Here is a 19,247-nt window from a genome sequence, read left to right on the forward strand (position 1 = left end):
ATCATGGACCAGGTTGTTTTGATTACGGAAGTTCACCGTCCGTGGGAATGCGCACTAGTTCAGGAATTCGCCAAAAAGGGATGGAGCGTCATGGCGTGCAGTCTCGTTCCCGAAGAGGAATTTCAGGACGCCTTTGATACGGATAAAATACGTATCTTCACGATGGATACAAGGTCCAGAGAATCGGTGCAGCAGGCAGCCCGGCGGATTCAGGAACATACCAGCCGGGTGGATCTGCTCATTTGCGGAACGGCATCCAGCCAGGGGAGGGAGGCGGCCGGAATCGCCCAAATGTCGGCGGATCTCGTATTGGAAGATTACCAGGCGAATACGCTAGGTCCGATTCGTGTCATCGAGGCGTGCCTGCCACTTATGGATAACGGGCTGCGAAGAATCGCGCTGCTGTCCGATGTCCAGGGCAGTTTGGGGCTTGGCCTTTCGGGGGCAGGGACAGGATACGCGATGTCCAAAGCTGCCCTGCATATGGCGTACACCATGCTGCATAGAGATCTGAGCGGCAAGGGGTTCACGTTCCGGCTGTTTGAGCCTGGATCGGAGCTTGAAACGGGGGCTTCGGCTGAAGCGGCGGCGGCTTATTTTACCGGGGCCCGGGAGGATGAAGAGCGGGTAGTTATGCTGGATTGGCGGGGACAGGAGATTCCTTTATAGCGGGCTTTAAAAAGGAGGTGCTTACGGGTGAGCAGGAGCAGAATTGCCGTTGTTACAGGCGCGGACCGGGGGTTGGGACTCGGCATCACAAAAAGGCTGCTGGAGCTGGGCTGGGACGTTTTTGCCGGGAGTTATCTGGCGGATTGGCCGGAACTGACGGAGCTTAGACAGAAAGAGCCGGAGCGGCTGCATGTCATTCCGCTGGACGTATCCAGTGATGAGAGCGTTCAGGCGGCCAGCCGGGCGGTTGAGGGCAAGACTGATCGGGTGGATGTGCTGATCAATAATGCGGGGATCGCCACGCGTTACCCCAGAACGATTCATGAAGAGCAGGTCGAGGAGGAACTGCTGCGAATTTACAACGTTAACGCGGTTGGGCCCATGCGGATGGCGCAGGCGTTTGTGCCGCTGCTGAGAGCGGGGTCCGGAAAGCGCATGTGCTTCGTGTCCTCGGAAGCGGGGAGCATCAACCGCAGCTTTCGCGATAACTGGTACGGGTACTGTATGTCCAAAACCGCGCTGAACCGGGGTGTTCAATGCCTGTTTGACGAACTCCGTCCTGATGGCTTTACCTTTCGCCTGTACCATCCGGGCTGGGTCAGATCCTATATGTCGGGTGAGCTGAATACCGAGGGTGACCTGGATGCCGATGATGCGGCGCGCATGGCGGTGGCCTATTTTCTGCGGGATCGCTATGAAGGACCAGGGGTTCAGGAGGAGGACAGGCTGGTCATGAGGGACTGGCTGGGCAGGGAGTGGCCATGGTAGGAAGCTGATATGGAAAAAGGAAAAAGCGCACCTTGCGGCACGCTGAAAGGGTCGGACCTGATTGGGGTGTCCGCCCGGACAGGCAGCCGGGGGTGCGCTTTTTGAAAATGATTTTTAGAGGATACGTCGGATAGACGATTTCCTGGGTGTCCTTAAGGCGTTGTCTGCGGTGCCACGCGGTGGTGAGTGTGCTGCTCAAAGCTGTACGCCAGCTTGATCAGCTCCGGCTCGCTGAAGGCTCTGCCGAAGAAATCGATGCCGACCGGCAGATGGTCGCTGGTGAAGCCGGCCGGTACGGTGACCGTCGGCCAGCCGGTGAAGGAGCTTAGTTTGAAGGCGTCGCCCGCCACCTGCTCTTGGCCGATTTTCACGGCTGTTTTGGAGGAGGTCGGGAAGATAAGGGCATCCAAATGGTTGTCCGCCATCATTTTGAGGACCGCTTCCTGTACGTATTTGGTCCGGAACAGGACGATGTCCTTGTACTCCTGGGCATCCAGCGATTCACGGTTGTTGCGGTCGATCAGGGCTTTTTCAATCGACGGGTCGTATTTGCCCGAAGCGATCAGCTCGTCCAAAGACTTGTAAGGTGTAGCGTCGCCAAGGGACTTCAGGTAGTCGTTGAATTGGAACTTAAACTCCCAGGCGCTTAGGCTTCCGTATTTGTTGATGAGATCGAAGTTCGGAATTTTGACGTTGTCCACCAACGTCGCCCCGGCAGTTTTCATCTCTTCGATAGCCTGGGACACGACTGCGTTGACCTGGGCGTCGTCTCCGAATACTTCGCGGACGATGCCGATCCGTGCTCCTTTGAGGCCGTCCTTATCGAGATAATCCGTATAATCCTTCGGCACGAAACCGACGCTCTTCGCGGTGGCGATGTCTTTCGGGTCATAACCGGCCGTCGCGTTCAATATGAATGCGGCGTCTTCCACGGTACGGGCGATCGGGCCGCCGGTATCCTGCGTCAGGGCAAGCGGAGCGATGCCGTAGCGGCTCGACAAGCCGACCGTTGGACGAATGCCGACCAGGCTGTTGAACGAGGAAGGAATCCGGATCGATCCTCCGGTGTCGGTACCCATGCCTACCGCGGCCAGATTCGCGGCTACCGCGGCTGCGGTTCCGCCGCTGGATCCACCGGGCACGCGGGTCGGGTCATAAGGATTCAGCGTCTGCCCACCCAATGAGCTGACGGTTGTATAGCCAAAGGCGAACTCATGCAGGTTAGCTTTGCCGATAATAATTGCCCCGGCATCGCGCAGCTCCTTGACTTGTGTGGCATCCTCCGGAGGGATGACATCCTTTAAGCCGATATTCCCGGAAGAGGTCGGCATGTCGGAAGTGTTGTAGTTGTCTTTGACGATCACCGGAATCCCGTGCAGCGGGCTGCGTTCCCCTTTGGCTGCGCGTTCGGCGTCCAGCTGCTTCGCCGTTTCCAGCGCTTTATCGTTCAAGGTGATGATGCTGTTCAGCTTCGGGCCCTGGTCATCGTACTTCGCGATCCGGTCCAAATACTGCTGGACAAGTTCCTCTGAGGTCAGCCGGCCGGTTTCCATCGCCTTTTGCATCTCCGCAATGGTCGCTTCCGTCAGCTTGAACGGCTGCAAATATTGATACAGGCGGTAGATGATCGTGGCGGCTTCCCGGTGCGTCAGCGGCTTGCCGTATCCGAAAGCTTGGGAGGAGCTGCCTTGCATAAGGCCGGCGGTATAGACATTGGCGATGGCTTTGTTGTAAGGGCTGCCTCCGGCAATGTCTTGGTAGCCTGCGGAAGCGGCGTAAGGGACATGGATGACGGAATCCAGCAGTACGGCGGCCTTTTCGCGTGTCAATGCACCGCTAATATTGGAACCGGACGGACTTACCGTCGTCCCGGCTTCTTCTGCAGCGAGTTTCATCGCTTCGGCAAACTCTGCGGCGGTAATCGGTTTGCTGCTGGCGGTAAGGGAGGTCAGAGATTTGGGCATCCAGCTCTGGGACAGCGCATCGGCCGTCTCACCGTTTAGCGCTGCTGCGGAAGCGGCTGGTGAGGCAGAGGCCAGCGTCGGGGTCAGCGATAAAGCTGAAACGATTAAAACCGTGAATAGATTGCTCTTAAAACTCTTCAAGTCGTTCTCCTCCAATACAGCGTTATGTATTCTGACTTTTTGGCGGAAGGAAGGCATCGTTTGAAATTTCCGCGGGAGAAACTTCGCAGGATGGAGGACGAACCCGCAGAAACTGGGGATAAACGAATGCCTTCACTCCGTCATTGGAGTCTATTATATTGAAGAAGAGTTAACATGAATTGTATAAAACGGAAGTCGTGTCAGGAAAGTTTACGCTATGATAACTAGATTACGATTTCCGCAGGAGCTGCACCATCCAGCGGGTTGGGCATTCGCTGCTGAATTTTTTGAACTCGTGGATAAAGTGGGCCTGGTCGTAATAGCCGTACTCTGAAATAATGTCGTTAAAAGCCGCCCGCGACGGATGCAGCAGTCTGCCCACTGCCGATTGATACCGGATGATTTGGCAGAACAGCTTGGGAGAGAGGCCAATGTATGACTCGAACAGGGAACGAAAACTCCGTGTTGAACAGTCCGTGGCTGTAGAGAGCTCGGTTATGCTGATATTGCCGCAGGACTGAAAAATAAGCCGGATGGCCTGATAAAAGTGCGATGGTACAGAAGCGGCAGTGCATGGCCCGGAATGAAGTAGCTTACGGAGGCCGCTGTTGAAACTGGATATTCTGCGATGGAAAGAGGTGTCTTCCTGCTGTATTTGCTGTATGGCGGCGGCTGGAATGGATAAGGCGCGATCCAGCGGCGTGGATCGGTCCGCCAATTCTTTTAGCGGAATTTTAAAAGCAGGAGCGAGGGGGACGGGAAGCAGCCGGACACCGAAGTATAACGTGCCTGGACGAAACGGCACCTCCCGGCGGCAAAGAACGCTGCCGAGAAGCACAGAATCGGTAGGGGAGCCTCCGACCGGGAACAACATATCGACATGTCCCCCAGGCAGCATGGGGCAGCGTCCTGAGTGGCCGCATGGGACCGAGAATTGGTAGAACAGAACAGGCAGCGGAGTGTCTGGTAATAAGTCGCAATGCTCTGTGTAATCGGTAAAATGCTTGGCAAAGCCCGGCTGAATGGGCATAAACGTCTCGAAGGCAGTGGATGCGGCCGGCATGTTCATCGTAATCTCTCCCCCGGAATTGTAATAGGAATATGGCTTATGGTAGATAATATGACTATTTTACTCCTTGATTGATAGATTTGAAAGTATATTTAACATTTTAAGTTATAAAATATGACATTAATTTATGTAGTAATTTTCATTAATGCATTGGGAGAGCCTCTAGTGGAACCAGGGCAACTACAGGGAGTAGAGTGATCTGTGGGCTGGGGGCATATGGCTGTGATTGTAAAAGAAATAAAAAGCACCCTTCTGCCAGGTGCAGAAAGGTGCTGAATCGATCAAGCCCAAGGGGCTTTATACGGTTGTGGACGTTCCGGTATCGCGGTTTGGCATGTTGTTGTTCTTTGCCCGTTTGGCAAGATAGAACGCGTATACTATGATGAACAGGACGAGGAACAAGGATGCGTAACGGTACATTGCCCCGTAAGTCGAGTATTGGGCGATCTGGCCCAAAACCATGGCTCCAACGGCGATGCCAAGGTCCAGCGAGTTGAAATACATACTGTTGGCGAGTCCCTGCTTTTGCGGAGGAACCTGCTGCAGCATCCAGGATTGAAGGGTCGGCTGAACCGTGCCGAATCCGAGGCCGTAGCACAGAGCGGCCAAGGCTAAAAATCCGGTGGTATGGGCATAAGACAGCAGCCATAGCCCTCCAATGAGCAGCACCGCCGACGGAATGAGCAGGGCGATATGCCCCTTGCGGTCGTAAATTTTGCCCGAGATGGGCCGAATCAGCACGACGGCGGCCGCATTGAACAGAAAGAACAGCGATGCGTTCGCGAGGCTGGCCTCTTTTCCGAACAAATTAATAAAACTGAGCAGTCCGCCATAGGTAATGGACATCAGCAGGTTCATCAGGCTGGGCAGAAGGAGCGCTTTCGGAAAGCCCTGCTTCTGGGGAACCGCCGTAAATTCTTTTGGAATGGCCGGGGCGGCCGGCTTCACCTTTTTGGTCAGCGGAATGACCAGCGGGAAGATCAGGGCAATAACGATTAGCGTAGCATATACCAGCGTGTCGAACCCTTTGTTCTCCAGAAGCGCCGTCCCGATGACAGGTCCAAGCGAAAGGGCGATGCTTGTCGACAGTCCGAAATAGCCCATTCCCTCGCCCAGCCTGCGGACCGGTATAATACCGGATGCCATCGTAGGCAGCGTCGTGCTGCCCATGCCGAAGCCAACGCCGAACACGATCCGCATCAGCAGCAGCAGCGCCATCGTGCCGCTCCACAGGTAACCGAAGGTGGCGAGCAGCGCTAAGGCAAGGCCGATATATAAGATTTGATTACGGATGCCTTTCTCCAAAGCCTTGGCGGAATACAGGCGCGCCGCGATCGCAGCCAGCGAGAACAGGGTCGTAAACATGCTGACCATGAAGGCGCTGGCGTGAAAATGTTCTTTTACATAGCCGGACAGAGGGGATACGATCATTTGCAAATTTAAAAATAACAGCAGGTTGCACAGCGTAAGCATAATAAACTCACGTGTCCACAGTTTCTCTCGGGTGTCGTTCATAGGTGACTCCTACTCCATTAAAATTCGGTCTATATTTTTATTGATTTGATCCATGATGCGGTTCAGTGACTCCAATTGCTCGTCCGTAATGCCGGCGATCAGCTCGTCATTGAGCTTCAGCTCCATCGGGATCGTTTCTTTCATCAGCTCCTGCACGGCTGGCGTGGCGTAGATTAAATAAGCCCGGCGGTCAGCCGGATCCGGCTTGCGCTGAATCAGTTCTTTCTTGTCCAGCACATCGAGAATGCGGGTGATGGAGGGCTGGTCTTTGCCGGAGCGAAGCGCGAGTTCCTTCTGGTTAATGCCTTCCTGGAGGTGAACCTGGTACAGTACGGACCATTGCTCGGGTGTGATGCCGTAAGGCTTAAGCAGGCCTGCAAAAATAGAAGACATTCTGCGGGACATATTTCCGTATCGGAAACCGATCGTTTGGGACGAAGATGAGAAGCGGGACAGGGAAAACACTCCTTCAAAATATAATTGTCATAACAATTATATGGATATGAACAAAGAACGTCAACGAAAAAAAGCTGCGGTGCGTTGACGATGATTTTGAAGAAGTGTTTGGTTGGGGAAGAGACTGGAGGTGGTGCAGCTACTGATGAGTAGGCGTGTCCAATATGGACGAGTACTTGGGATACAGCCGGCGTATGCAGTCCGGGCAAATATCGTGCGTGAATTCGGTGTGGGCATGCTTTTGCAAAAAACTCTCGATGGAATTCCACAAGTCATCGTCATCGCGAATTCGTTTGCAGACAGCGCAGATGGGCAGCAATCCGCGTAGAGTGCGGATCTGGGATAAGGCGGTCATCAAGTCGTTCTCGAGCTGTTTGCTTCGGCTGATATCCGACAGGCAGACGATCATTCCCCGGGGTTCCTCCCTGGCGCCGTTCCGGAGCGGGAAAGCCTCGATTTGAAACCAGCGGGAGGGCTGGATGCAGCTCGATCGGAATTCGTTCCTGTAGTATGTAGAAATACCCTGCAAAACCGCCTGGAGTCTGTCCAGGTCTTGTTCGTCTTCTCCCGAAAGGGCGTCGGCGATTTGCATGAAATTAATGCCAACCCAGTTAAAGGATTGGGGGACGCCTTCGTCATATGCGCTTTGAATCCAGGCGTGGTTCACTGAAATGATAACTCCTCCGGCATCCACGACGGCAATACATTGCCTCATGGCATGGATCAATTCATGATAAGAAATGTCGAGTGTGTGCAAAAGCGGTCGCTCCCTGTCTTGGTATTGGTCATAAGCGGGCCCGAATCGCGTTGGAAAGGTAAGGTCAGATATGAAGTGAATGATTGCAGGGCGGTTGGATTAGAAAAGGGACTAATGATACAATAAGAGCCATAGGTATGGAAATTCCTAATATAAAGAATACTATACACGTTTTTGCGTCATATTGCAAGCATAAAATTACTTAAATGCGTCGTTTTTTGCGACATGACTGGAAGGCGGTTTTTTATGCAATCCATTTACGGACGTATTGAGGCATTAATTAAGCAGAAGGGGATGACCAAAAAGTCGTTTTGCGAGCAGCTTAATATCAGCACGGGGAATTTCGGAGATTGGAAAAGGGGGAAGTCCACCCCGAGCACCAATAAATTGATCGAAATTTCGAGCTTTTTCGGCGTCAGCCTTGACTGGCTGATTCTGGGCAAGGAACCGGGGCCGTATATGGTGAAAGAGCAGCAGGATCCTTATTTGTGGGAAAACGGAAGGCAGTTAAACGAAATGCCGCTATCCGATCACGAGAAGGAGTTTATTAAGGAGTACATCAAGTTTGTGGAATACCGGAAGAACCAGTCCCGCGATCAGTAAGATGAAGGTCAAGTACATACATGGGAACAGAAAAGGCACTTCGCTGCGGCAGGGCAGAGCGGAGTGCCTTTGTGGTGTTGGTAAAGGGTTCACGAGGCGATATGGGAGTCGTTCTCCTGGATGTTGACAAGGTCTGTGGGCAGGGAGTCTTTCTCCGCTGTCCATGCGCGCTCCATTTCAGCCGTCCATTTGCCGGCCAACGCTTTGGCGTCGTGAGGCGGAATGCTTAGCGAGCGGGCAGCGAGCTGGATGCATGTGCAGACCGCAGATTGCATATAGCCATAAACGGTGTGGTCGCGGCTGGACCCGAGCTGATAGTTGACATAGGCATGCGCCGTGGCCAGGCAGACGGGAGACAGCTCCTTCTGCGCGAGTTCGTCAAGAACCTTCAGATTGAGCCAGGGGTACAGAGCCTGGGCCAGTTTCAAAAGTCTTCTGCCCCGTTGGCGCACCGCTTCATCATTTTCATGTACAGCGATTCTTCCGAGGATGTACCGGTCAATTATGGCGATCTGACGGATATCCCGTTGGTCGGCAGCTGCGTAAATCGCCAGAATGGCCGCGCCGTCTTGGCGGACCAAGCGATTCATCATCGGATGAAGGATGAACCCTTCCAGCTCTTCCTGGCTCTGGATGCGCCCTTCTGCAATTCGGGTTTGGAGGTCAAACACATGGCTGAAGCCTCCAACCGACAAGTCGTTATCCAGCGTTTGCACGTAATCGAGCAGTTTGGTGCTTTTGTCGTTCAACACGGTCACCTCCAGATTATCTTATGATAAGAAATATGACGTGAATTGCAGATTGAAATCATCGAGCACTATTATTTGTAAGTTAATATTACATAAATATAATGATTTGTCAATGTTATGGCGACTTATTCAGTATATTCGTTGGTTTTTATGTTATATAATATTACATATATGATGTTCTAGTGCATTTCCCTTTACAATTCGGATGATTTTGTGTATAATAAAAAAGTTCGCTAAATGAACTTTGGATATGCGGTAGTGGTGGAATGGCAGACACGCTATCTTGAGGGGGTAGTGGGCGTACGCCCGTGGAGGTTCGAGTCCTCTCTACCGCATCTATGAACACAGAAAGAAGCTTCCTTGGAGAAATCCAGGGAAGCTTTTTTTGCTTTGTGGCATGTTGTGTCACTATTCGCTTTTTCGGGATGCAAGCAGCTTGCGGATGTCGTTTTCGATTTTGTCCGGTGTCGTTTTGGGCGCGTAACGCTTGATGACCCTGCCCTTGGAATCGACCAGGAACTTGGTAAAGTTCCACTTGACCGCTTTTGATCCGAGCACGCCCGGCGCTTCCCGGGTAAGATATTGAAACAGTGGATGGGCGTTGCTGCCCTTGACGTCGATCTTCTCAAACATCGGGAACGTGACCCCGTAATTCATCTGGCAGAATTCGCCGATCTCCTCGCTGGTACCTGGCTCCTGATTGGCAAACTGGTTGCTCGGAAAACCGAGAATTTGAAAATGATGGTCGCGGAACTCGTCGTACAGCTCCTGCAGCCCGCGAAACTGCGGCGTAAATCCGCATTTGCTGGCCGTGTTCACGATCAGCAGCACGTCACCTTCATATTCCTTTAACGATACCTCTTTGCCGCGCAGCGTGTTCACTTGAAAATCGTAGACGCTCACTGCCATCCTCCTCCTTTTGTGCTGCTATGAATCATCATCCAGCCGAAGCATTTACCAAGCGCACAATTTAATTTTAAACGATTGAACTGTAATGTCAATGCGGATATTCCTGCGAGCCAGTGTCCCTGAATGACCTGGTTTTCATAAATGCGCCAAATCGGGAGCATGGAAGAGGTAGAAGTCAAAAAGCCAAAATGTAAGCGCTAATAAGGTCCTGAATGTTCCAAAATTCGCGGTTCATGATTTTTAGACTGCCTTTACAGCTTGGAAGGAGCGGGTGTATGATTCAGAGCGTATTCAATACAGTTTCCATTACTAATCGCTGAGTTTCCGCAAAAAAGCGCGGAAATCGGGGGAACCAAACGCGTGCCATGGAGCAGCGAACCGGTGTGAGAGTCGGGGGTCTGCTGCCAGCCGCAGGGGTGAATCCCGGCTACGGATGCCATGGATCCGGCCGGGTAGAGCGACTCTCACCGCTCGAATCCGTCAGCTAACCTCGTAAGCGCCGTTTGAGAGAGGAATGATGAAACTTGCGACCCGAATAAACTTTCGGATCACAGGGGGATCAGCTGGCCTCTGTGTTTTTTTTACCCTTTTTTAGCTTACTGGAACAAAAGAGAGCATTCATCACAATCACATACACTTATCAATAACGCTTAATTCCGGCCGGAAACGGCCGGGAGCGGGGGAACCACAGCGGCCGCCTGGAACGGAAGCCGCCGGGGTGAATCTTTCCGGTACGGTAAGTACCGGAAGGTAGGGCGACTCTCACGCCCGAATCCGACAGCTAACCTCGTCAGCGTAACGGGAGAGGCAGCACTTGTCGTGCGCATGTTGAATATAGGACGATCCTATTTATATTCGTCCACATTCAAGAAGCCGCGGGAAAGGTCCTTCTTTCCCTGCGGCTTCTTTTGCGTATTCGCGGCTGCCGCACAGGAGGAGCCTTTGAAATGGACAACGTCGTCATTGTGACCGCGCCGAACGAGGCGGGACGCAATTTTATCAAGCTGCTGATGTATTGGAAGAGGCCCTTTGCCGTTCTGACCAACAGTGCCCGGGAGGAACGCCTCTTGAGAAAAATGGGGGTGCAGCGGATCATCCGGCTGAATACGAATCACGCGGAGGATTGGGTGGTTCCCGAAATAGAGGTCGGCAAAATCTTTCTGTTTGAAAGCAGCCTCAACCTGACCTGCCGCTATTTGCAAATCTGCCGTCCCTGGACGTCGGAACCGGTATATGTCATTACGCAGAGGGGCAGCTCACCCGGCATTTACCGGGGGCTTGGTGCAGATCACATCATTTATACCTTAAACGGCGAAGTCGGATTTTTACTGAAATAAAGATGATTCTAACCATGCAAAGGAGAGACCGGAAACGATGATGGATGTATATATGATACTTGCACTCGCTGCCACTTATGGCGTGTTCTTGTTATTTCTTCATTGGTGCGGCCGAGTGGTGGAAGAAGGGGGCAAAGACCAATGATTGTCGTTGGAGCATTCGCCGTGCTTGTCTTTATCTATTTGGTTTACGCCTTGATCCATCCGGAAAAATTTTGACCGGTATTTTAAATCTGTAAGCCTCAAGGGGCCAAAGCAGAACATGCTCGTAAGAGGGGGAAGCCAACCTTGGATATTTTGCAAATTTGTATCGTGATTTTCGTTCTCCTGCTGCTCGTGAAGCCGGTAGGCACTTACGTATATCATATGTTTTCCAATGAACCGAATCGGACGGACCGGATCTTTGGCGGCGTGGAAAGAGTTCTATACCGGATCATCGGGCTGAAGCAGCGGGGCAGCATGAATTGGAAAAAGTACGCGCTCAGCATGATCGCAACCAATATCTTTCTGGTAGCGATCAGCTATATATTGCTCCGAACGATGGGCGCCCTTCCGGGCAACCCGAGCGGCATCGGCAATATGGAGGCGAGTCTGTCCTTCAACACGGTCATCAGCTTTATGACGAACACGAACCTCCAGCATTACAGCGGAGAGAGCGGCATGTCTTATTTTGGCCAAATGATCGTCATCACGATGATGATGTTTACCTCGGCAGCCTCGGGCCTGGCTATCGCGATTGCTTTTATGCGCGGCATCACCCGCAGGGGTGAGGGGCTCGGGAACTTCTTCGAGGACTTTATCAAGGCGCATGTCCGCCTGTTCGTGCCGCTCGCCCTCATCGTGACCCTGGTGCTGGTCGGGCTCAAAGTGCCGCAGACGCTGGAGCCGCTGCGGGCCGTGCAAACGTTGGGAGGCGGCGTGCAGCAGATTCCGCTGGGTCCTGTAGCCTCGCTGGAATCGATCAAGCACCTCGGAACAAACGGGGGAGGTTTCTTCGGCGTCAACTCGGCCCATCCGTTCGAGAACCCGAGCCCGCTGACCAACGTGATCGAAATTCTCAGCATGTGGACGATTTCAGCGTCGCTGCCTTACACGTTCGGACGGTTCGCCCGGAACAAGAAGCAGGGCTGGATGATTTTCAGCGTCATGATGACGCTGTTCGTAGCGTTCCTGTGCCTGACGTATTTCGCGGAAAAAGCCGGCAACCCGCTGATCAACCAATTGGGAATCAACAGCTCGGCCGGCAGCATGGAAGGCAAGGAGGTGCGCTTTGGTATCGCGCAGTCCGCGTTGTTCACGACGGTCACCACTGCCGCAACGACGGGGTCGGTCAACAACATGCATGATACGCTGACGCCTCTGGGGGGACTTGCGCCTCTGGCCGAAATGATGCTGAACGTCGTGTTCGGCGGCAAGGGGGTCGGCTTCGTCAATATGATCATGTATGCGATCCTTGGCGTATTTATCTGCGGCCTAATGGTTGGCCGGACGCCGGAATTTTTGGGCCGGAAAATCGAAGCCCGGGAGATGAAGCTGATCGCGGTGGCGATTCTGATGCATCCCTTCATTATTCTTGCGCCGACGGCGATTTCGTTTATGACGCACCTGGGAACCGACGCCTTCTCCAATCCTTCGTATCACAGCTTGAGCCAGTCGCTCTATGAGTTCACCTCCTCGGCGGCGAATAACGGCTCCGGGTTCGAGGGATTGGCGGACAATACCGTATTCTGGAACGTCAGCACCGGTCTGGTGATGCTCCTCGGCCGATATATCTCGATTATCGCGCTGCTCGCCGTTGCAGGTTCGCTGGCGGTGAAGCAGAAGGTCGCCGAGACTCAGGGCACCTTCCGGACGGACAACAAGCTGTTCGCCGGCATTTTGACCGGAACCGTGCTGCTGATCGGGGCGCTGACGTTCCTTCCGGTTCTCGTTTTGGGGCCGGTCGCCGAATTTTTAACACTTAACTAAAGAGGTGGAGCAAGTCATGAGCGGACAACGCAAAAGCATGCTGTCTGGCGGCATTGCCAAACAGGCGCTGAAAGACAGCTTTATGAAACTGAACCCGGCCGTAATGATGAAAAATCCGGTCATGTTCGTTGTGGAGGTCGGCACCTTCGTGGTGCTGCTGATGGTTCTTTTTCCCTCTTATTTTCATACCGGGGGACGGATAGGGTTTAATCTGACCGTGTTTCTGATATTGCTCTTCACCGTCCTGTTCGCGAATTTCGCGGAGGCGCTGGCGGAAGGCCGGGGCAAGGCCCAGGCCGATACGCTCAAGAAGAGCAAAAAAGACATAACGGCGAACAAAATCGTTGGCGGCGAGATCAAGGTCGTCAGCTCAGCCGAGCTGCGCAAAGGCGATGTCGTCATCGTCTCCCAGGGCGAGATGATCCCGGGTGACGGGGAAGTCATCGAAGGGCTGGCATCGGTTGACGAATCGGCGATTACCGGCGAATCGGCACCGGTGATCAAAGAAGCCGGCGGCGATTTCAGCTCGGTCACCGGGGGAACCCGCGTCGTCAGTGACCAGATCAAGGTGATGATCAAAAGCGATCCAGGCGAATCGTTCCTGGACCGGATGATATCTCTGGTCGAAGGGGCGGCGCGCCAGAAAACACCTAATGAAATTGCTCTTAACACGCTGCTTACAACACTAACGTTGATATTTCTGATCGTGGTTGTCACGTTAGCGCCAATTGCCAAGCATTTCGGGATTTCGCTGGATATCCCGGTGCTGATCTCCCTGCTCGTGTGCCTCATTCCGACGACGATCGGCGGGCTGCTGTCCGCCATCGGCATCGCGGGCATGGACCGGGTTACGCAGTTCAACGTGCTGGCCATGTCGGGGAAAGCCGTAGAGGCATCCGGTGACATCAACACGATCATTTTGGATAAAACGGGCACGATTACCTTCGGTAACCGGATGGCGAGCCAGTTCATTCCGGTGGGGGACGCGGATTATGGGGAAACCGCCTATTGGGCAGCCGTCAGCTCGGTTAAAGACGAGACGCCGGAAGGCCGCTCCGTGCTGGAACTGATGAAGAAGCAGTCGATGGAGGTTCATCCGGAAGCGGCCGCCGCTGGAGAGTTTATCGAGTTCAAGGCGGAGACGCGGATGAGCGGCATCGACCTGGTGGATGGGCGGCATGTCCGTAAAGGGGCGGTGGACGCGGTGAAGCGCTGGGTGCTGGCCCAAGGTGGAAATATTCCGGCAGATCTGGATATGGAATCCGATAAAATCGCGTCGGAAGGCGGTACGCCACTGGCAATCGCTGTGGACAGCCGTATTTACGGGTTGATTCACCTGAAGGATACGGTCAAACCCGGCATGAAGGAACGCTTTGACCAGCTCCGGCAAATGGGGATCAAGACGATCATGTGTACCGGCGACAACCCGCTGACCGCGGCTACGATTGCCCGGGAGGCGGGCGTCGATGACTTTATCGCCGAGAGCAAGCCGGAGGACAAAATCGCGGTCATCCGCCGCGAGCAGGCCGAGGGCAAGCTGGTCGCCATGACCGGCGACGGCACGAACGACGCGCCGGCGCTGGCTCAGGCCGACGTCGGGCTCGCGATGAACAGCGGCACGGCGGCTGCGAAGGAAGCGGCCAACATGGTCGACCTCGATTCTGATCCGACGAAGATCATCGAGGTCGTGGCCATCGGCAAGCAGCTGCTGATGACCCGCGGCGCGCTCACCACGTTCAGCATCGCGAATGACGTGGCCAAATATTTTGCCATCATTCCCGCCATGTTCATGGCCGCTATCCCGGAAATGAACGTGCTGAACGTCATGAAGCTCGGCTCGCCGCTTTCGGCGATCTTAAGCGCCTTGATTTTCAATGCGGTCATTATCCCGCTGCTCATCCCGCTGGCGATGAAAGGGGTGGCCTACAAGCCGATAAGCTCGTCGCGCCTGCTCAGCCGCAACCTGCTTATCTTTGGCCTTGGCGGCGTGATTGCGCCTTTTATCGGCATCAAGCTGATTGATCTGGTGGTTCATTTGTGGATTTAGATAGAATGAACTAAAGAAATGGATAAGCGATAGATTATGATAAAGGGATGATACGATATGAAAACGACAGTGACGACGGCGGTCGGCGAAGAAAAGTGGAACGGTTCCTTGTGGGGTGTCGCGCTGCGCACGAGTCTGGTGCTGATCGTCCTATGCGGGATTGCGTACCCGCTGGTGAGCACGGGCCTGGCCCAGCTGATCTTTCCAAGCCAGGCGAGCGGCAGCATGCTTAAGGACAGCACGGGAAAGGTCGTGGGTTCCGAGCTGATTGGCCAGTCCTTTACGGACCCTTCCTTCTTCCAGGGGCGTGTTTCCAGCATTGATTACAAGGCAGAGGGTTCCGGATCGAACAACTATGCTCCATCCAATCCCGAGCTGCTGAAGCGGGTTCAAGCCTCGATCGCGGATTGGCAAAAGAACAACCCGGACGTACCGGTCAGCGAGCTTCCGGTTGACCTGATCACCAACTCGGGCTCCGGGCTGGATCCCCATATTACACCCGAATCAGCGAAAGCCCAGGTACCGCGGATCAGCAAGCTGCGCGGCGTTTCGGCCGATGAGCTGGACCGCCTCGTTGAGCGGAACACAGAGGGCCGGGACCTCGGCGTATTCGGCGAGAAGCGTGTCAATGTGCTGAAGCTGAACCTGGCCCTGAGCGAGCTCGGCAAGTCCTGATATTTAAAAAAAGCCCCGTATCCATGGAATCCATGAGATACGGGGCTTTTATAGTGTCCATCGCAATTAACCGAAAATGGTCTGAACCAGAAGGTACACATTCAGGACAATGATAAATGCCGTCACGACCCAGGCCAATATTTTGACCCAAACCGGATTGACGAATTTGCCCATAAGCTTCTTGTCGCTAGTAAACTTGACCAGCGGAACCACCGCAAACGGCAGCTGGAGGGACAGGATGACCTGGCTCAGAATGAGCAGATCCTCGGTGCCGCTCTCGCCGTAGATGGCCGTCACGATGACCGCCGGGATGATGGCGATCATCCGGGTGATCAGCCGGCGCAGCCAGGACGGCAGCCGCAGGTTCAGGAAGCCCTCCATGACGATCTGTCCGGCGAGCGTGCCGGTCAGCGTCGAGTTCTGGCCCGATGCCAGCAGGGCGACGGCGAACAAAATGCTTCCGAGCGTCGTTCCGAGCAGCGGCGTCAGCAGATGGTACGCATCGCTGATGTCGGCGACCGTAGTCATCCCCGCCTTGTGGAATGTCGCCGCCGAGACGATCAGGATCGCCGCGTTGATGAACAGGGCAAGCGTCAGCGCAATCGTCGAATCCCAGACGGAAAATTTGATGGCTTCCCGCTTGCCCTTGTCGGTGTTTTCGTACTGCCGGGTCTGCACGATCGATGAGTGAAGGTACAGGTTATGCGGCATAACGGTCGCGCCCAGGATGCCGATGGCGATATAGAGCTTCTGATGATCGGTCACCAGATCGGCCGTCGGGATGAACCCGGTCAAGATGCTGGCGGCATCCGGTTTGGAGAGCCACAGATCGATCCCGAAGCACAATCCAATCGTCACGATCAGCACGATGACGAGCGTCTCGATCGCCCGAAAGCCCTTATGCTGCAGCAGCAGCACGAGCAGGACGTCGAGTGCGGTGATCAGCACGCCGTACAGGATCGGAATCCCGAACAGCAGCTTCAGGGCGATCGCCGAACCGATGACTTCGGCCAGATCGCAGGCTGCGATGGCCAGTTCACACAGCACCCACAGACCGATGCTGACCGGCTTGCTGTAATGGCTGCGGCACGCCTGCGCCAGGTCGTGGCCTGTAACGATGCCGAGCTTACTGCACAGCGACTGGAGCAGGACGGCCATCAGGTTCGACAGCAGGATCACGGCCAGCAGGGAATAGCCGAACCGGGATCCCCCGGCGATGTCCGTCGCCCAGTTTCCGGGATCCATATAGCCTACAGCAACCAGATATCCGGGGCCGACAAAGGCCAGAAATTTGCGAAAAGTCGAGGCGTTCACCGGGACTTTCATAGATTGGTTTACGTCAGACAGCGAAGTTCTTTCCTTCGGTTTCTCCCACGTATTGGACTTGGAAGGATGTATAATTTCGGTGTCTTTCATATGCATCACACCTTATTAAAATTATTGTAATGTAATAAATGTTCTACTATTCATTGTACTCATACAAATTTGTTTGTCTAGGGAAACTTTTGTGTGGTTGTACAATTATTTTTGGGACACACAAGAATGGGATGCACACCTCTTCTGAATAGCCATTATCCGAAGGATCCCGTTTCAAATAGGAAGGATCGCTTTAATTAATGAGGGTAGGGTCAAATTCAGGAAAAGGAGTCGATGAAGATGAAAGCTCTATATACGGCAACGGCAACGGTCCATGGCGGCCGGGAGGGTTCGGTCGCATCCTCCGATGGTGTCCTGAAGCATGAACTCAGTATGCCCAAAGAATTAGGCGGAGCCGGCGGCAATGGAACCAACCCCGAGCAGCTGTTTGCAGCCGGGTATGGTGCATGCTACGAAAGCGCACTGGCCAATGTGGCCCGCCAGGCCGGCGTGAAGCTGAATGATGTGGAAGTCACTTCCAACGTCATGATCGGCAAAGACGAGAGCGACGGCGGTTTCCGCCTTGCGGCCCGTCTCGATATCAAGCTGCCCGGGATCGAACGTGAACAAGCGGAAGAGCTTGCGAAAAAGGCGCATGATTTCTGCCCGTATTCCAAAGCCACGCGGGGGAATATCGATGTCGAGCTGAACGTGATTTAAATAATGCCAGGATGTATCCGAACGTCTATCGACGTACCTTCATAGAAAACTGGCCGCGTTTCGCGGAAGTTTTCCGTGCGATGATGGAATGGATTTAGCTCCGCTGAATTTTATCATCGTAACAAAAGCCGGGGGCTCACCACACGGTGGCGGCTGCTTCCGGCTTTTTGTCGTATCCTTTTTCGGCATAACCATATCCCTGGAACGATTTCCACCGCCCTGGCGTAAAATAGTTAGGCACCAAAGGAAAGGGGAGATCAGCTTGAGCATTAAGGACATCATTGAGGATCGTTTTGTTTGCGTTAAGTGCAAGGGGCGGATCTGCGACATCCGTGAGGTTTCCATGACGGGAGCCGGCCTCAGCAAGATGTTTGATATCCAGCATATCCATTATTTATTTGTTTCCTGCAAGCATTGCGGGAATGTCGAGGTGCTTAATCCCGATATTTTGGAAGGGAAAAAGAAAGATCAGCTTGGTACGATTCTGGATATTTTCTTTGGGAGTTAGGCATCCTTTATATTGAAGGGAAGCAAAAGCGATCGGTACTGTAGAGACATATTGGGGCCAAATACATGAATTACATACCCTTCTTTGTTGACATGATATATAAAATTCATTTAATATGTCTAAGTACTTGTTACGTACTATTTGTCCGAGGCAAGAAAACTAAATAAACGGGTGATGCATATGTCTTACAGACCGATCATTACGAACGTCAGAGAAGCCAGCAGCAATGAAAAAAGCGGATTGTACGAATTCATTATCAACCTGGCTGACGGAACAGAGTGCCGTGCGTTCTATAACCGTTTTCCGGAATGGAAAATGACTAACATCAGCCGATTGCAGAAAACTCCTTGTCCTGTATGCCGCAAAGACTTTATTTGCAAGTGCATGGAGAGCTTTACAGGCGAGCTGGAACAGCAAATCGTTGAGAACCAATGGATTGATAAGGCGATTGCCCATTAATATCATCCAGGAGATACAGGTGCGGGATTATGAATCCCGTGCTTTTTTCTATATTGAGGGAGTAATAAGGTGGCTTGATTTACGAGGCAATAAGGAAGATACTGGAGGTAAGGGAGGGCTCGCCGATGACCATGCAGCAAGGAAACGCAGGTAAGCCAAATGCCATTGTTCTGATTGACGGCGTCTGTCATTTATGCCAGGGGCTGACCAAGTTCATTCTCCAGCGGGATCCGGAAGGAATATTCCATTTTGCCTCACTTCAGTCCGAGATCGGAGAGAAGCTGCTCCGGGAGGGCGGATTGCCAGTCGGAGCCCTAAATACCGTCGTTCTGATTGAAAACGGACGCTATTATACGGAATCTGCTGCGGCTTTGCGGATTGTGCGGCGTTTAAAGCAGCCTTGGCCGCTTCTGTATGCTTTCATCGCTGTGCCTGCGCCGCTCCGGAACGTGATCTATCGCTGGGTCGCGCGTAACCGGTACCGCTGGTTTGGCAAGGAGGAAGCCTGCCTGCTGCCCACGCCAGAGATTAGGAACCGTTTTCTGTGAAAAAGGAAACGTTACCGGATCGATTTTTT

21 protein-coding genes, 1 tRNA gene and 2 riboswitches are annotated in these 19,247 nt (G+C 53.5%); of the genes, 13 read left to right on the plus strand and 9 right to left on the minus strand.

Features of this window, described 5'->3' with window-relative positions:
• The first annotated feature begins 3 nt into the window (after positions 1-3).
• Positions 4-669 (plus strand): SDR family NAD(P)-dependent oxidoreductase, encoded by a 666-nt coding sequence (locus IAE55_RS22955; RefSeq protein ID WP_200633960.1) that lies wholly within the window; start codon positions 4-6, stop codon positions 667-669.
• Between the two features lie 27 nt (positions 670-696).
• Positions 697-1,437 (plus strand): SDR family oxidoreductase, encoded by a 741-nt coding sequence (locus IAE55_RS22960; RefSeq protein ID WP_200633961.1) that lies wholly within the window; start codon positions 697-699, stop codon positions 1,435-1,437.
• A 152-nt stretch (positions 1,438-1,589) separates the two neighbouring features.
• Here IAE55_RS22960 and IAE55_RS22965 read toward each other — a convergent pair whose 3' ends face one another.
• The 5 genes from IAE55_RS22965 to IAE55_RS22985 form a co-directional block, all read right to left on the minus strand.
• Complete coding sequence (locus IAE55_RS22965; RefSeq protein WP_234489775.1) at positions 1,590-3,542, minus strand: amidase family protein; 1,953 nt, start codon at positions 3,540-3,542, stop codon at positions 1,590-1,592.
• Between the two features lie 229 nt (positions 3,543-3,771).
• Entirely contained in the window at positions 3,772-4,611 is an 840-nt protein-coding gene (locus IAE55_RS22970; RefSeq protein WP_145160751.1) for an AraC family transcriptional regulator, read from the minus strand.
• A 297-nt stretch (positions 4,612-4,908) separates the two neighbouring features.
• Positions 4,909-6,126, minus strand: a complete 1,218-nt coding sequence (locus IAE55_RS22975; protein ID WP_145160749.1) for an MFS transporter — start codon at positions 6,124-6,126, stop codon at positions 4,909-4,911.
• A 9-nt stretch (positions 6,127-6,135) separates the two neighbouring features.
• Entirely contained in the window at positions 6,136-6,519 is a 384-nt protein-coding gene (locus IAE55_RS22980; RefSeq protein WP_167372902.1) for a MarR family winged helix-turn-helix transcriptional regulator, read from the minus strand.
• 202 nt (positions 6,520-6,721) lie between these two features.
• Positions 6,722-7,339 (minus strand): PAS domain-containing protein, encoded by a 618-nt coding sequence (locus IAE55_RS22985; protein ID WP_105446048.1) that lies wholly within the window; start codon positions 7,337-7,339, stop codon positions 6,722-6,724.
• A gap of 246 nt (positions 7,340-7,585) precedes the next feature.
• Between IAE55_RS22985 and IAE55_RS22990 the strand changes: the two genes are divergently transcribed.
• Entirely contained in the window at positions 7,586-7,942 is a 357-nt protein-coding gene (locus IAE55_RS22990; protein WP_076173486.1) for a helix-turn-helix domain-containing protein, read from the plus strand.
• An 89-nt stretch (positions 7,943-8,031) separates the two neighbouring features.
• On the opposite strand, the gene IAE55_RS22995 is transcribed toward IAE55_RS22990, so the two are convergent.
• Positions 8,032-8,691 (minus strand): urease accessory UreF family protein, encoded by a 660-nt coding sequence (locus tag IAE55_RS22995; RefSeq protein ID WP_200633962.1) that lies wholly within the window; start codon positions 8,689-8,691, stop codon positions 8,032-8,034.
• Between the two features lie 252 nt (positions 8,692-8,943).
• Here IAE55_RS22995 and IAE55_RS23000 point away from each other — a divergent pair.
• Positions 8,944-9,026: transfer RNA gene (locus IAE55_RS23000), tRNA-Leu, on the plus strand.
• Positions 9,027-9,099: 73 nt separating this feature from the next.
• Here IAE55_RS23000 and IAE55_RS23005 read toward each other — a convergent pair.
• On the minus strand, positions 9,100-9,594 hold the full coding sequence (locus IAE55_RS23005) for a glutathione peroxidase (protein WP_200633963.1): 495 nt from the start codon (positions 9,592-9,594) through the stop codon (positions 9,100-9,102).
• 310 nt (positions 9,595-9,904) lie between these two features.
• Positions 9,905-10,115: riboswitch (cyclic di-AMP (ydaO/yuaA leader) on the plus strand.
• Between the two features lie 122 nt (positions 10,116-10,237).
• A riboswitch (cyclic di-AMP (ydaO/yuaA leader) is annotated at positions 10,238-10,410 on the plus strand.
• 137 nt (positions 10,411-10,547) lie between these two features.
• Between IAE55_RS23005 and IAE55_RS23010 the strand changes: the two genes are divergently transcribed.
• The 5 genes from IAE55_RS23010 (at position 10,548) to kdpC (ending at position 15,627) form a co-directional block, all read left to right on the plus strand.
• Positions 10,548-10,937: a hypothetical protein gene (locus IAE55_RS23010; RefSeq protein ID WP_105446046.1), complete on the plus strand. Its 390-nt coding sequence runs from the start codon at positions 10,548-10,550 to the stop codon at positions 10,935-10,937.
• A gap of 141 nt (positions 10,938-11,078) precedes the next feature.
• On the plus strand, positions 11,079-11,156 hold the full coding sequence (gene kdpF / locus IAE55_RS34385; protein WP_354502751.1) for a K(+)-transporting ATPase subunit F: 78 nt from the start codon (positions 11,079-11,081) through the stop codon (positions 11,154-11,156).
• Positions 11,157-11,225: 69 nt separating this feature from the next.
• Positions 11,226-12,905 (plus strand): potassium-transporting ATPase subunit KdpA, encoded by a 1,680-nt coding sequence (gene kdpA / locus IAE55_RS23020; protein ID WP_234489776.1) that lies wholly within the window; start codon positions 11,226-11,228, stop codon positions 12,903-12,905.
• Positions 12,906-12,921: 16 nt separating this feature from the next.
• The gene (gene kdpB, locus IAE55_RS23025) at positions 12,922-14,952 is read left to right on the plus strand and encodes a potassium-transporting ATPase subunit KdpB (RefSeq protein ID WP_200633964.1); all 2,031 of its coding nucleotides are present in this window, start codon (positions 12,922-12,924) and stop codon (positions 14,950-14,952) included.
• A 57-nt stretch (positions 14,953-15,009) separates the two neighbouring features.
• Positions 15,010-15,627 (plus strand): potassium-transporting ATPase subunit KdpC, encoded by a 618-nt coding sequence (gene kdpC / locus IAE55_RS23030; protein ID WP_163882348.1) that lies wholly within the window; start codon positions 15,010-15,012, stop codon positions 15,625-15,627.
• Between the two features lie 66 nt (positions 15,628-15,693).
• Here the strand turns inward: kdpC and IAE55_RS23035 are convergent, their stop codons facing one another.
• A complete protein-coding gene (locus IAE55_RS23035; protein WP_200633965.1) occupies positions 15,694-17,043 on the minus strand; it encodes an Nramp family divalent metal transporter in 1,350 nt (449 codons plus the stop codon).
• A gap of 240 nt (positions 17,044-17,283) precedes the next feature.
• Between IAE55_RS23035 and IAE55_RS23040 the strand changes: the two genes are divergently transcribed.
• Positions 17,284-17,703, plus strand: a complete 420-nt coding sequence (locus IAE55_RS23040) for an organic hydroperoxide resistance protein (RefSeq protein WP_145160734.1) — start codon at positions 17,284-17,286, stop codon at positions 17,701-17,703.
• A 136-nt stretch (positions 17,704-17,839) separates the two neighbouring features.
• On the opposite strand, the gene IAE55_RS34390 is transcribed toward IAE55_RS23040, so the two are convergent.
• Positions 17,840-18,094 (minus strand): hypothetical protein, encoded by a 255-nt coding sequence (locus IAE55_RS34390; protein WP_438822532.1) that lies wholly within the window; start codon positions 18,092-18,094, stop codon positions 17,840-17,842.
• Here IAE55_RS34390 and IAE55_RS23045 point away from each other — a divergent pair.
• The 3 genes from IAE55_RS23045 to IAE55_RS23055 all read left to right on the plus strand — a co-directional run bounded on the left by IAE55_RS23045 (position 18,047) and on the right by IAE55_RS23055 (position 19,218).
• Complete coding sequence (locus tag IAE55_RS23045) at positions 18,047-18,211, plus strand: zinc ribbon domain-containing protein (RefSeq protein ID WP_374954757.1); 165 nt, start codon at positions 18,047-18,049, stop codon at positions 18,209-18,211. The two genes, IAE55_RS34390 and IAE55_RS23045, sit on opposite strands and share 48 nt — an antisense overlap.
• Positions 18,212-18,391: 180 nt before the next feature.
• Entirely contained in the window at positions 18,392-18,670 is a 279-nt protein-coding gene (locus IAE55_RS23050) for a hypothetical protein (RefSeq protein ID WP_105446042.1), read from the plus strand.
• Positions 18,671-18,795: 125 nt separating this feature from the next.
• On the plus strand, positions 18,796-19,218 hold the full coding sequence (locus IAE55_RS23055) for a thiol-disulfide oxidoreductase DCC family protein (protein WP_200633966.1): 423 nt from the start codon (positions 18,796-18,798) through the stop codon (positions 19,216-19,218).
• Positions 19,219-19,247: the final 29 nt, after the last annotated feature.

Source organism: Paenibacillus sp. S28, from assembly GCF_016624415.1.
In the GTDB taxonomy this organism is placed as follows: Bacteria; Bacillota; Bacilli; order Paenibacillales; family Paenibacillaceae; genus Paenibacillus_AQ; species Paenibacillus_AQ favisporus.